The following is a 13,249-nucleotide window of genomic DNA, read 5'->3' on the forward strand; positions in this document are numbered from 1 at the left end:
CGTAAAGACAAGGCTCTTCAGGATTTTTAATTTATTCTTATCTTGATACTTATGTCTTGATACTTAACATAACAATTATGAACATCATCGGAATTATACCTGCACGTTATGCTTCTTCCCGTTTTCCTGGTAAGCCTTTAATCGACATTCAAGGGAAAAGTATGATTCAGCGCGTTTATGAACAGGCATTGAAAGCATCGTCTCTAAAAACGGTTGTTGTGGCAACTGATGATCAACGTATCCTAAATCATGTTCATACCTTCGGTGGTCAGGTTATGATGACTGCCGCCACACATCAGAGCGGAACGGATAGGTGTGCGGAAGTGATTGCCTATAAGACAGATTTTGATATAGCGATTAATATTCAGGGTGATGAACCTTATATTGATCCTAGGCAAATAGACTTGGTTGCCGCTTGTTTCCGTGAAAAGGAAACCCAGATCGCTACCTTAGTAAAGGCTATTCAGGATGATAAGGATCTATTTAATCCAAACACGCCCAAGGTATTGCTGAATCATAAAAAGGAAGCCATTTATTTCAGTAGGGCTACGCTACCCTTTTTAAGGGGTATACCGGCCGAACAATGGTTAAAGCACCATACCTTTTATAAACATATCGGTATCTATGGCTATCGGAGTGCGGTGTTAAAAGCATTGACGAAGTTGACCCTCTCGACGTTAGAAAAAGCGGAATCATTAGAACAATTGCGCTGGCTGGAAAACGGCTACCGTATACAAACGGCCGAAACTTTCGTTGAAACCTTCGCAATAGATGAACCTCAGGATCTCCACAAGATCAATCACCAATCATAACGGGCTATGGTGAATGTTAACGTTTTTCTTTATTGCACGCTCCTTTGCCTCTCTACGACTATCTGCGTAAATGCCCAAAAAACTGATCGTAAACTGCAGCATCTCCTGGAGCAGGCAGCGAAAGACGTTCACGGAACGGTTGGCCTCTATGTTTACAACGTAAAAAGGGATAAGGAAGCTGCTCTAAATGCGGATACCATCTTCCCAACTGCAAGCATTGTTAAAGTGCCCATTTTAGTCGGGTTATTTGACAAAATAGAAAAGGGCGAATTAACGTATCATCAAACGATGCTATATCGGGATTCCCTGAAAACCGGTGGGTCTGGACTGGCACAATTCTTTAAGGATAGTACCAAGATTGATTTAAGCACCTTAGCTGCATTGATGATCAGTTATAGCGATAATACCACTTCCCTTTGGAACCAATCCTTAGCTGGCGGCGGTGCGGCAATTAACACATTAATGGAAACCTATGGTTTGCATGATACACGGGTAAACTCTCGAACGGATGGCAGAGAAAAAGATTGGAAGCAATTTGGTTGGGGACAGACGACACCCAGGGAAATGGCGCAGTTGCTGGTTAAAATAAGAAAAGGTGAAGTGGTTAGTAAGGCTGCATCCGAACGCATGTATCGCCTGATGACGCACATTTATTACGATGAATATGCCCTATCACAGATACCTCCATATATACAAAGTGCGTCTAAACAAGGGATGGTAGACGATTCGCGATCAGAACTACTAATGGTTAATGCACCCCATGGCGATTATGTTTGTTATATCGCTACCAAAAACTTACAAGATCAGCGGTGGAGTGGAGATAATGAGGCATGGCAGCTGGCCCGTAAGGTTTCAGCTCTACTTTGGAATTATTTTGAGCCTAAGTCTGAATGGAAGCCAGCAGAAGGCAGCACCCGTTATTCGGAAGGGCTAAACTATTAACGGGCATGCCATATAATCTCCTTAGTATCCGTATCCTTAGCCATCTTCCGAGCCAGAATAAAGAGATAATCACTTAGGCGATTTAGATAAATAACAACATTTTCTGGTACACTTGTAGCGCTAGCCAACTGCACAACTAAGCGTTCCGCTCTTCGACAAACACATCTAGCGATGTGAATAGTAGAAACCAAAATGCTACCTCCAGGTAAAATAAAATGTTTGAGGGTTGGTAACTCACCGTCCATTTGATCTATAGCCTTTTCCAAGAATTTAACATCACTCGTAGTCAATGCATATAATTTCATGTTGGATTTTTCCGGGTCGGCAGCTAATACCGCACCGATAGCAAAAAGCAACTGCTGTATTTCTTCAAGTTGCGTATCTGTGGCTGAGGAAATAGCATAACATCTAACTAAGCCTATATAGGAATTAAGCTCATCGATTGTACCATAACAAGCCACCCTAATATGATCTTTAGGCACCCTTGTACCACCAATTAAGGTGGTAAGTCCGCTATCACCTGTTTTTGTGTATATTTTCATTTTCAAAGTAAAAATTCAAAAGTAAAAAGTAAAAAAGGCAATAGGTTGTAAGCTGTAGGTTATAGCTCACAACGCACAACTCATATTCCTTCAAAGTCCGCACCCTTTTCTTTTAGCGCCGCTAATCTCGGAGAAACACTTTTGATATCCTTATTAGGATAATCATCTTCTATCAGTCCGTCGCGCATGCGAACAATCCGATGGGCATGTTGTGCAATGTCTTCCTCATGAGTGACCAGAACAATTGTATTTCCTCTTGAGTGGATTTCTTCTAGCAGTCCCATAATTTCAACAGAAGTTTTGGTATCCAAATTTCCGGTGGGTTCATCGGCAAGGATAATAGACGGATCATTAATAAGTGCTCGGGCGATAGCAACGCGTTGACGTTGGCCACCAGAAAGCTCATTAGGCTTATGGTCTACCCGATTGCCTAAGTTTACACTTTCTAATGCCTTTTGCGCTCTTTCTACCCGTGCTGATTTACTTAATCCGGCATATATCAAAGGTAACGCCACGTTATCCAATGAGGTAGAACGGGGTAATAAATTAAATGTTTGAAAAACAAAACCGATTTCCTTATTCCGCACTTCAGCCAGTTCGTCATCGGTCATATCGCTAACTTTTATACCATTTAAGATGTATTCTCCACGGGTGGGCGTATCCAGGCAGCCAAGAATATTCATTAAGGTAGACTTACCCGATCCCGAGGGTCCCATTAAGGCTACAAATTCTCCCTTATTAATCTGCAAGGTTACGGACTTTAACGCGTGAATGGTTTCGGCACCAATAACGTACTTTCTTCCTATTTCCTTGATGTCTATGAGCGATGATGACATAAGCTATATATGATAATACGGATAAGACGTCTGTTATCTCGATTTGTTACATTAAAATGAAACTTACGGACCCATAAGGTAATTAGCAAATAACTGATGGACGTAATCTTTTAATTGATCAGACGCTGCTATGCCAAGTGAGGTGGTTTCTATAGGTTCTAATACATGGATCGTACAATGGCCAGGTCTGCTTCCCCTACTCCCTTCATCCCATAGGAGCTTCCATAACCCATTTATAACGACCGGAAGAATAGGGATATTGTTTTCTATAGCCAATTTGAACGGCCCATTTTTGAAATCCTGTAATACGGGAGGATAAGTGTCTTCTATTTTTCCTTCTGGAAAAATGACAACACTTTTCCCTTCCGCTAAACGCTGCTGTGCCAGCTTAAAAGCTTTATAGGAAGAGATCTTACTTCTCCGATCAACTGGTATATCAATTGTTTTAAAGAAAAAACGAGTGATGGGGTTCCGTAGCAATTCTATTTTACCCATAAAAGAAATATCTTGCTTGCACAATATTGCCAAAGCAGAAATGTCTAAAATAGACGTATGGTTGGCGCAAATAATATAAACGCCATTCCAGGTAAAGTCATACGGAATATTAAATTTAAAACGAAAACCGCTACACCAAGTACTTAATCGGGCAATTTGTCTTCTATATTTGGCGATTGACGAAAAATTCTTTTTGGGGTTTCGGGCTAGGATAGCTAATAAGGGATAAAATAAAATAAAAAAGAAAACAACCCAGAATACATAAATACCCAAATGTATTTTTCTAATAAGCTTGCTTACCATATCACCACCTATTTCTTTTACCTTTAGGAAGCCTTGGAATCTTCACTGGTTGTCGTTGCCTTTATGGGATGGTCATAGCCTTTACTTTTTCTCTTTTTAAAGATTTTTTTCTTCTTTTTCTTTTGAGTAGGAACGATATGCGGCCCCTCACCTAAAAAATCGGGCAGAGGAGTTTCTTCGACACTACGATCCATCAGGCGTTCAATAGCTATAAATTTACGAAAATCGCGACTGTTTACAAAAGTAATGGCTGTTCCGGTATGTTCTGCTCGAGCGGTCCGACCAATCCGGTGTATATAATCTTCTGGGTCGGAAGGAACATCATAATTTACCACTAAATCTATTCCTTCAATATCGATGCCTCTCGAAAGAACATCTGTACCCACTAATATATTCAATCTTCTATTCTTAAAGCTTAGCAGAATCTGTTCCCGTTCATCTTGCTGTAAATCAGAATGGAAAGCTTTAACTTTCAAGTCGGATGAACGTAATTCTTTATCCAATAGTTTCACATGCTCTTTGGTGCTGCAAAAGATAATGATGCTTTTATATTCATTACCTTGAAGAATATGTTTTAGCAGGTTAAGTTTTTGTTGGTCAAAGACCTTATAATATAGCTGTTTAATTTTTTCTGCTGGCTTAGAAACAGCGATATTAACCTGAGAAGGGTTTTTTAGCAGGACTTTTGCAAATGCACGTATTTTTTGCGGCATAGTAGCAGAAAATAACAAGGTCTGCCGTTGTTCGGGTAATTGCCGTACAATACGCAGGATATCATCTTTAAATCCCATATCTAACATGCGATCGGCCTCATCCAGCACAAGAAAACGAATGGCTTCCAGCTTAACGGAGCCCGACCCCATATGTGCGATCAATCTTCCAGGTGTTGCTATGACTAAATCAACCCCTTCGCGAAGCGCTCGGCGTTGTTGTTCATACCCCATTCCATCTCCCCCACCATAAACTGCAATTGAAGTAATTCCCGTAAAATAAGCTAAGCCTTCGACCTGCTGGTCTATTTGTACGGCGAGTTCTCTAGTAGGCGCTAAAATTAACGCACTTATTGTTGGACGATCTGGCATCTTGCAGATAGCATCCATAATCGGTAAAAGATACGAAGCCGTTTTACCAGTCCCTGTTTGTGCGCACGCAATTAAATCATGTTGTTGGGAAATCAGCGGTATGGTCTGTGCCTGAATGGGTGTTGGCGTTTTAAAGCCCATGCTGGTAAGGCCTTCTAATAACCGCTCATCAAAATTAAAGTCGTTAAAATTCAAAATGCTAAACTATTTTGTTTGAGATGTGTAAAAATAGCAATTTTATTTGAGCTTTTTGCCTAAAGCTTACAGCTTAAGGCTATAAACTGGTGTTATATTTAAAGCTTAAAACCTCATACCTTACACCTCGTACCTTACGTCTACCTCCTATTTATTTACCAACAATTCCTTATTTCCAGATAAAAGACAAAAAAAAATTCTACTTTTGTATCCCGTACAAGAACATGCTTTAATCGTTATCAGAACAATATACAGCATATAATTTTCCATTTTATTATCATGACCAAATACATCTTTGTTACGGGCGGTGTTACTTCATCATTAGGTAAAGGTATTATATCGGCCTCATTGGCAAAACTACTTCAAGCGAGAGGCTACAGTGTGACCATCCAAAAATTTGACCCTTATATTAATATCGACCCAGGTACACTAAATCCGTATGAACACGGTGAATGCTATGTTACGGAAGATGGTGCGGAGACAGACTTAGATCTTGGTCATTACGAACGTTTCTTAAATACCCCTACATCACAGGCGAACAATGTGACTACTGGGCGAATTTATCAACACGTTATTGAACGTGAGCGTGCTGGTGATTACTTAGGCAAGACCGTTCAAGTAGTACCACATATCACAGATGAAATTAAACGTCGGATGCGGCTTTTAGGAGAAACAGGCAAATACGATATCGTGATTACCGAATTAGGGGGTACCGTTGGCGATATCGAATCACTTCCATTTATAGAAGCCGTACGTCAATTGCGTTGGGAATTAGGCAGTAACGATTCATTGGTGATCCATCTAACCTTAGTGCCCTACCTCGCTGCAGCTGGTGAACTAAAAACAAAACCAACCCAGCACTCGGTGAAAATGCTTTTAGAATACGGCATACAACCCGATATACTAGTTTGCCGTACAGAACATCGTATTGGGCATGATATTCGAAAAAAAATCGCCTTATTCTGTAATGTTAATATCAATGCGGTTGTTGAATCGGCTGATGCGCAATCCATCTATGATGTTCCCCTTTTAATGTTGAAAGAGCAATTGGATAAGACCGTATTAGCCAAGTTAAAATTATCCAACAAAAATGAGCCGGATTTAGAAAATTGGAAAGCGTTCTTAGGGCGCGTCAAGAATCCGACGGCAGAAATTAAAATTGGCTTGGTAGGAAAATATGTTGAATTACCAGATGCCTATAAATCAATCAACGAATCTTTTATTCATGCTGGCGCACAAAATGAATGTAAAGTCAGTGTACGAAGTATAGCAGCAGAAAGCATTAACGATGGCAATGTAGAGGAAAAATTAAAAGGCCTACATGGAGTGCTGGTAGCACCTGGTTTCGGGGAACGTGGTTTGGATGGGAAAATAGCAGCGATTAGATACGTGAGGGAACACCAAATTCCATTTTTTGGTATCTGTTTGGGAATGCAGGTTGCCGTTATTGAGTTTGCCCGAAATGTGCTAGGCTTAAAAGGAGCCAATAGCTACGAAATGGACAAAAAAACCAAACAGCCAGTGATTAACTTGATGGAAAATCAAAAACATATCAAGAATATGGGTGGAACCATGCGGTTAGGAGCTTATCCCTGTGAGCTAAAAAAAGGCACCAAGGCTGCCGCAATATATGGTAAAACGAGAATTAGTGAACGCCATCGCCATCGCTACGAATTCAATAATGATTATCTAAAACAATATGAAACGGCCGGTATGATCGCTTCTGGTATTAATCCAGATAATGGCTTAGTTGAAATTATTGAATTAAAAGACCATCCTTTTTTCATTGCTGGTCAATTTCACCCAGAATTAAAGTCAACGGTAGCAAATCCTCATCCACTTTTTGTTAACTTTGTGGCCGCTGCTTTGGCTAAAGCGGGAAAACGATAATTTTAAATTTAAATACATTACATTAGTATATAGCATCAAATAGATAAAATGGATAGAAATACGTTCACCGGACTGTTTTTGATTATGCTCATCTTGGCAGGATCGGTGTTTTTCCTGAAACCTTCAGAAGAGGAAATAAAAAAAGAACAACAACTACAAGATTCAATAGCCCGGGTTAAATCAACTGAGCAGAAAAAAAAACCAATAGATAGCCTTTCTGCAGCACAGCAGAGTGTGGAAGCGAGTATGGTAGACTCTACCGTCCTAGCCGGTCCTTTTGGTCAGACGAAAGTTGGTGCAGCAGAAACCGTGACGCTTGAAAATGAATATATTAAAGCTAATATCAGTACGAAGGGCGCTCGGGTAACGGCTGTTGAGGTTAAAGGCGAAAAAGATTATAAAGGGAATCCACTGCTTTTATTTCAAGGAGACAAAAATAGGTTTGGGCTCGTATTTAGCACAGCAGGGGTTAATATCAACACTAACGACCTTTATTTCAAACCACTTACAAAAGGTAATATTACCGTAAATAATACGGATTCCAGCTCGGTAACCTTCCGTTTAAATTATGCTGATGCGAAATATATCGATTACATCTACAGCATTAAGGGGAAGAGTCATCAAATAGGATTAACGATTGTCACCAAAGGTATGCAAGATGTGGTTGCTCCTGCCGAAACGAAATTAACACTTAATTGGCAAGCGGAACTGCCGCAAAAGGAAAAGGATTTAAGCGATGAACAAAAGCGCTCTACGGCTTACTATAAAGAATATGAGGGAGATGTAGATAAACTAAATTTAGCCAAAGACGATAGTAAAGAATTAGGAAAGCTAAGTTGGTTCTCTTTTAAACAGCACTATTTTTCTAATGTACTGCTAGCTAAAAATGGTTTTGACGGTGGTTCGCTAAAAGTTGCAACCGTAACTAATGGCGATATTGTAAAGTCGTTTACAGCCAATATGAATCTGGATTTTGCACGCCAGGATGTCAATACCTATCCGCTATCTTTTTATTTCGGCCCCAATAAATTCAGTATCTTAAAAGATCAGGGAAATGACTTAGAGAAACAGGTAGATATGGGCTGGGGACCGATGAAATGGATTAATCGATTCATTACCTTACCAGTATTTAATCTTTTGGAAGGTTTCAATTGGAATTATGGATTGATTATTTTGGTATTAACCGTTTTGCTAAAACTGGTCTTATCACCGCTCACGTATAAATCGTACGTATCTATGGCTAAAATGCGTGTATTAAAGCCGGAGATGGATGAGATCAAGGCGAAAGTTGGAGAAGACAACCAAACCTTATTACAGCAAGAATACTTAAAATTATATAAGCAAGCTGGAGTAAATCCTATGGGAGGCTGTATACCGATGGTATTGCAAATGCCTTTTATGATTGCATTCTTTTTCTTCTTCCCCAATTTATTTGAGTTAAGAGGACAAAGTTTCTTATGGATGAAAGATCTGTCAACTTACGATGCGCTTTTTACGTTTTCCAAATTACCTATCGTTAATATAAATCACATCAGTTTGATGTGTATTTTGATGACTTGCGCTACGTTACTTTCAACGTGGTACAACAATATGGTGTCAGGCGCAACAGGACAAATGAAATATATTGGCTATTTTATGCCTTTAATCTTTTTCTTTGTATTGAATAGCTATCCTGCAGGATTGAACTATTACTATTTCTTATCCACTTGTATGACTTTCGGTATCCAGTTCTTCATCAGACAATCTATTAATGATGAAAAGATTCATGCCATGATTCAAGCAAATAAGAAAAAACCAGAAACAGCTAAGAAAAAATCTTCTTTTCAAAAAAGAATGGAGGAATATATGCGTCAGCAACAACAAGCTGGTCAACATAAAAAGTAAGCTTATACGTGAACGAAAGGCGCATCAGGATGCGCCTTCTTGTTAACATGTGAATTATGGAAACAGGGAAATTACTCGAAGCAATTATCCATAATGCAATAGACGGTATTATTACCATTGATGATAAAGGTATCGTAGAGTCAATTAACCCTGCGGCATTACGTTTATTTAATTATACAGCAGAAGAAGTTATTGGCAATAATATCTCTATGCTTATGCCCGAACCCGACCGCAGCAGGCATGATGACTATATCCATAATTACTTGACAACAGGCGTAAAGCATATTATCGGAATCGGTAGAGAAGTTCGTGGAAAAAGAAAGGACGGTAGCACTTTTCCATTTCGCCTAGCCGTTAGCGAAGTAAATTATAGAGATCGTAAGATTTTTACCGGTTTCATCCATGACCTTTCAAAACAAAAAGAAGCAGAAGAACGATTAAAAGAATACGCAGCCGAACTGGAAGTAAAAGTAAAGGAACGCACCAAAGATCTTATCCAATTGATCAGTGAGCTAGAAGAAGCTAAAGAAGATGTCAGTTTATCTTTAGAGAAGGAAAAGGATCTCAATCAACTGAAATCCCGTTTTGTCTCCATGGCTTCTCACGAATTTCGAACCCCATTGAGTTCTGTACAGCTCTCAGCTACCCTGATCGAAAAATATTTGGATAAGCACGATTTTGATCACATAAAAAAGCATACCGGGAAAATTAAAAGCTCCGTACAATTGCTTACCAATATTCTTAATGATTTTTTATCGCTTGAACGATTAGAAGCAGGTAAAGTCAATGTGGTAACAGAGCAAGTTAACCTGATCAAGTTAGCGGAAGATATTACGGAAGAAATGCAATTGCTGGCCAAGCAGAACCAGCACATTGTATATCAACATACGGGTTCTACGGCCATTGTAAATATTGATCCTAATTTATTGAAGAATAGCATTATTAATCTAATTTCTAATGCTATTAAATATTCTGGGGAAAACACCTTTATCGAATTTAATAGTGAAATACAAGATGAATATTGTATTATTACTGTAAAAGATAACGGTATTGGGATTCCAGAAGAAGAGCAAAAGAATTTATTTGAGCCATTCTTTAGAGCAAACAATACCGGTAATATTCCTGGAACTGGACTCGGCTTAAATATTGTTAAAAGATACGTCCATTTGATGAATGGTGAGGTGAGTTGTATTAGTGATCCGAATAAAGGAACCGTTTTTACTCTTACCTTTCGTCTATAAAAAATCTTTTTTTACGCATGAAGCGAATATTGATTATTGAAGACAATAATGACATAAGGGAAAGTACAACGGAAATATTGGAACTAGCCGGTTATGAAGTTTATGAAGCTACCGATGGAAAATCAGGTGTAGACTTAGCGTTGAAACATGTACCCGATGTCATTTTGTGTGATATTATGATGCCCAATTTAGATGGCTATGGTGTTTTATTTTTGTTAGGGAAACACCCTGAAACGGTCAATATTCCTTTCATATTTTTAACGGCCAAAGCAGAACGTGCGGATATGCGTAAAGCCATGGAAATGGGAGCAGACGATTACCTTACCAAACCGTTCGATGATATCGAATTGCTTAATGCTATCGAAACCCGGTTAAAAAAGAAAGCTTCCAATCACCAGGATCATACCAAAGTAACCTACATCAATGAAGCAGAACAAAAGAATTTATTAAATGGTCTTCATCTAAGTGGCCGTAATAGAACCTATAAAAAGAAACAAAGTATTTATCAGGAAGGCGACCAACCTTTATACATCTATCAGATTTTAAAGGGAAAGGTAAGGAGTTACCTCTTTTATCAAGACGGCCGGGAGCTATCTACGAATATTTATACTATGGGTGATTATTTTGGATATGAGGCACTGTTAGCACGGGAAAAATATTCAGATAACGCACAGGCAATTGAGGATAGTGAATTATGCCTGATCAATAAAGATACCTTTTTTGAAATCCTTTATCAAAATCCATTAATCGCGCAAAAGTTCATTCATTTATTATCCGATAATATAAGGGAAAAAGAAGAACAATTGTTACGCTTGGCCTATCATTCGGTCCGTAAAAAAGTCGCCGATGCATTGGTCATTTTAGCCGAGAAGTTTATCGTGGATCCTAATGAGGATCAGTGTACAATCCGTGTTTCCAGAGAAGATCTTGCGGCGATGGCCGGCACAGCGAACGAAACGGTTAGCCGCATGCTGGCTGATTTTAAAGACGAGAAGTTACTTTCTAAAGAAGGAAACGCCATTATTATCCATTCTATTGAACGATTACGTAATGTTAAGCAGTAGGCTTTATGCTCTAAGCTTTGGGCTTTATGCTTACTGCCTATAGCCTACAGCTTACTGCTTATAGCCTAAAGCTTTAAAAATATAACCTAGATCATTTTTTTTGGTGATGCACTTCATAGTCCAATTTTACCTTTCTATATAGTTTTGCGTGTAGCTCAAAGGAGCCTAAGACAAAAAAACTAGCATGTATGAAAGCCATCGCTTATAGCATAAAGCCAGACGAAAAAGAATACTTAGTTAGATCAAACGCAAAAGTTCACGATTTAACCTTAATATCCAATGAACTGAACCACACTACCCTTTCCTATTGTATTGGTAAAACGGTGATCATTATTTCTGGAAGGGATGTTTTAGATCGCGACCTCCTCCGATCACTCAAACAGATTGGGGTTAAGCACATCATCACGCGCTCTAAAACCACTACGCACATTGATTTGGTAAGTGCATCAAAATTGGGGATTAAAGTTGCCAATAACCCTTCTGACGATCAATCTTATGAAAGCACAGCTTATCAAACGATTAGAAATCTCCATTTATGGGAGGCCGGCCGATGTGTTGGGCGTGCTTGCTGTTGTCAAGATTGCAATGAACGCGTTTCTAAATAATCTTTTGTGCACATGTACACTTCAACATTTAAAAAATATAACATACCTGTTCCCCGCTATACCAGCTATCCTACTGTTCCTTGTTGGGATAGCGAAACATGGTCGACTGATGCATGGTTAGCATCTGTGCAACAAGCGGCAGAACAGGCTAAAGAAGGAATCAGTATCTATATTCATTTGCCCTATTGTGAGCGGCTGTGTACCTATTGTGGATGTAATACGCGCATTACTAAAAACCATAACGTAGAATTGCCCTATCTGACAGCTGTTCTTCAGGAATGGCAAATGTACCTTCGGGTGCTTCCAAAGGATATAAGCATCAATGACATCCATCTCGGTGGTGGAACACCTACTTTTTTCAGTCCTGAAAACTTGAGTTTCTTAATCAACGAGCTGTTAACAGCCGTCAAGCCCGTACATGATGCTGAATTCTCTTTTGAAGCCCATCCGGCAAATACGAGTCAGGAGCATCTTGAAACACTTTATGGCTTAGGATTTAGGAGACTTAGCTTAGGCATTCAGGATTTTAACCCAACCGTACAGCGGGTAATTAACCGTCAACAAAGTCCGGCAGATGTAATACGGGTCATGCAGCAAGCCAGAAGGATTGGTTATACATCCATTAACTTTGATTTGATTTATGGCTTGCCGCTGCAAACCTTGGAAAGCGTAGCAGAAACCATAAAAATTGCCATGGCTATGCAACCCGATCGCATTGCGTATTACAGTTATGCACACGTGCCATGGTTAAAACCCGGACAACGTTTGTTTACAGAAGCTGATCTACCAAGTACAGAAGAGAAATTTAACCTCTATCAACGGGGTACGGAAATCATAAAAGCCGCTGGTTATTTGGATATTGGAATGGATCATTTTGCCTTTCCAACAGATAAACTTGCTATTGCCGCTCAATCGAATTGCTTGCACCGGAATTTCATGGGATATACGGATAAACATTCGCCTTTATTGTTGGGATTAGGAGTATCGTCCATTAGCGACAGTTGGACCGCTTTCGCGCAGAATGTAAAAACAGTAAAGGAATACGAAGACTTAATAGCGCAAGGCAAATGGCCGGTATGTAAAGGACATGTACTTACTGAAGAAGACATTGCTATCCGAAAACAAATTCTTGGCCTGATGTGTAGCGGTCAATTGGATTTGGCGGAAATGCCCCTTTCTGAGACTACTAAACAGCGCTTAAAACCTTTGATTACCGATGGAATGGTTGCATTTGAACCAGGGATACTTAAAGTAACACACTTGGGCTCATCTTTTCTCCGGAATATTTGCGCGGCCTTTGATGAGCGTATGGATACCAGCAGCGAATCGAATGGTCGGTTCAGTAAAGCAATATAGGC

General features: G+C 39.5%; 12 protein-coding genes. 8 read left to right on the forward strand and 4 right to left on the reverse strand.

The window, feature by feature from the left end; translation table 11 throughout:
- The first annotated feature begins 77 nt into the window (after positions 1-77).
- Complete coding sequence (gene kdsB / locus ABD930_RS12180) at positions 78-812, forward strand: 3-deoxy-manno-octulosonate cytidylyltransferase (protein ID WP_345232001.1); 735 nt, start codon at positions 78-80, stop codon at positions 810-812.
- Positions 813-818: 6 nt separating this feature from the next.
- Complete coding sequence (locus ABD930_RS12185) at positions 819-1,754, forward strand: serine hydrolase (RefSeq protein ID WP_345232002.1); 936 nt, start codon at positions 819-821, stop codon at positions 1,752-1,754.
- On the opposite strand, the gene ABD930_RS12190 is transcribed toward ABD930_RS12185, so the two are convergent.
- The 4 genes from ABD930_RS12190 to ABD930_RS12205 all read right to left on the reverse strand — a co-directional run bounded on the left by ABD930_RS12190 (position 1,751) and on the right by ABD930_RS12205 (position 5,207).
- Entirely contained in the window at positions 1,751-2,296 is a 546-nt protein-coding gene (locus ABD930_RS12190) for a cob(I)yrinic acid a,c-diamide adenosyltransferase (RefSeq protein WP_345232003.1), read from the reverse strand. The genes ABD930_RS12185 and ABD930_RS12190 overlap by 4 nt on opposite strands.
- A gap of 80 nt (positions 2,297-2,376) precedes the next feature.
- On the reverse strand, positions 2,377-3,132 hold the full coding sequence (locus ABD930_RS12195) for an ABC transporter ATP-binding protein (protein WP_345232004.1): 756 nt from the start codon (positions 3,130-3,132) through the stop codon (positions 2,377-2,379).
- Between the two features lie 63 nt (positions 3,133-3,195).
- A complete protein-coding gene (locus tag ABD930_RS12200; protein ID WP_345232005.1) occupies positions 3,196-3,930 on the reverse strand; it encodes a lysophospholipid acyltransferase family protein in 735 nt (244 codons plus the stop codon).
- Between the two features lie 23 nt (positions 3,931-3,953).
- Positions 3,954-5,207 carry a DEAD/DEAH box helicase gene (locus tag ABD930_RS12205; protein WP_345232006.1) on the reverse strand — a complete coding sequence of 418 codons (1,254 nt, stop codon included), beginning with the start codon at positions 5,205-5,207 and terminating at the stop codon, positions 3,954-3,956.
- Positions 5,208-5,486: 279 nt separating this feature from the next.
- Here ABD930_RS12205 and pyrG point away from each other — a divergent pair, with 279 nt between their 5' ends.
- From pyrG to hemN, 6 genes are all read left to right on the forward strand, one after another.
- Positions 5,487-7,097: a CTP synthase gene (pyrG, locus tag ABD930_RS12210; RefSeq protein ID WP_345232007.1), complete on the forward strand. Its 1,611-nt coding sequence runs from the start codon at positions 5,487-5,489 to the stop codon at positions 7,095-7,097.
- Positions 7,098-7,145: 48 nt separating this feature from the next.
- Positions 7,146-8,981, forward strand: coding sequence for a membrane protein insertase YidC (yidC, locus tag ABD930_RS12215; protein ID WP_345232008.1), 1,836 nt, complete (start codon positions 7,146-7,148; stop codon positions 8,979-8,981).
- 56 nt (positions 8,982-9,037) lie between these two features.
- On the forward strand, positions 9,038-10,222 hold the full coding sequence (locus ABD930_RS12220; protein WP_345232009.1) for a PAS domain-containing sensor histidine kinase: 1,185 nt from the start codon (positions 9,038-9,040) through the stop codon (positions 10,220-10,222).
- Positions 10,223-10,239: 17 nt separating this feature from the next.
- Positions 10,240-11,286 (forward strand): response regulator, encoded by a 1,047-nt coding sequence (locus ABD930_RS12225; RefSeq protein WP_345232010.1) that lies wholly within the window; start codon positions 10,240-10,242, stop codon positions 11,284-11,286.
- A 188-nt stretch (positions 11,287-11,474) separates the two neighbouring features.
- Entirely contained in the window at positions 11,475-11,891 is a 417-nt protein-coding gene (locus tag ABD930_RS12230; protein ID WP_345232011.1) for a Rossmann-fold NAD(P)-binding domain-containing protein, read from the forward strand.
- Between the two features lie 12 nt (positions 11,892-11,903).
- The gene (hemN, locus tag ABD930_RS12235; RefSeq protein ID WP_345232012.1) at positions 11,904-13,247 is read left to right on the forward strand and encodes an oxygen-independent coproporphyrinogen III oxidase; all 1,344 of its coding nucleotides are present in this window, start codon (positions 11,904-11,906) and stop codon (positions 13,245-13,247) included.
- The last annotated feature ends 2 nt before the right edge of the window (positions 13,248-13,249 follow it).

This window comes from Olivibacter ginsenosidimutans (genome assembly GCF_039542865.1).
Classification (GTDB): Bacteria; Bacteroidota; Bacteroidia; order Sphingobacteriales; family Sphingobacteriaceae; genus Olivibacter; species Olivibacter ginsenosidimutans.

Bases quoted from the DNA above. Each gene is read 5' to 3' on its own strand.
- ABD930_RS12185 (WP_345232002.1), top strand. From the start codon at position 819: ATGGTGAATGTTAACGTTTTTCTTTATTGCACGCTCCTTTGCCTCTCT.
- ABD930_RS12220 (WP_345232009.1), top strand. From the start codon at position 9,038: ATGGAAACAGGGAAATTACTCGAAGCAATTATCCATAATGCAATAGAC.
- ABD930_RS12190 (WP_345232003.1), bottom strand. From the start codon at position 2,296: ATGAAAATATACACAAAAACAGGTGATAGCGGACTTACCACCTTAATT.
- ABD930_RS12195 (WP_345232004.1), bottom strand. From the start codon at position 3,132: ATGTCATCATCGCTCATAGACATCAAGGAAATAGGAAGAAAGTACGTT.
- ABD930_RS12230 (WP_345232011.1), top strand. From the start codon at position 11,475: ATGAAAGCCATCGCTTATAGCATAAAGCCAGACGAAAAAGAATACTTA.
- ABD930_RS12225 (WP_345232010.1), top strand. From the start codon at position 10,240: ATGAAGCGAATATTGATTATTGAAGACAATAATGACATAAGGGAAAGT.
- kdsB (WP_345232001.1), top strand. From the start codon at position 78: ATGAACATCATCGGAATTATACCTGCACGTTATGCTTCTTCCCGTTTT.
- yidC (WP_345232008.1), top strand. From the start codon at position 7,146: ATGGATAGAAATACGTTCACCGGACTGTTTTTGATTATGCTCATCTTG.
- hemN (WP_345232012.1), top strand. From the start codon at position 11,904: ATGTACACTTCAACATTTAAAAAATATAACATACCTGTTCCCCGCTAT.
- ABD930_RS12200 (WP_345232005.1), bottom strand. From the start codon at position 3,930: ATGGTAAGCAAGCTTATTAGAAAAATACATTTGGGTATTTATGTATTC.
- pyrG (WP_345232007.1), top strand. From the start codon at position 5,487: ATGACCAAATACATCTTTGTTACGGGCGGTGTTACTTCATCATTAGGT.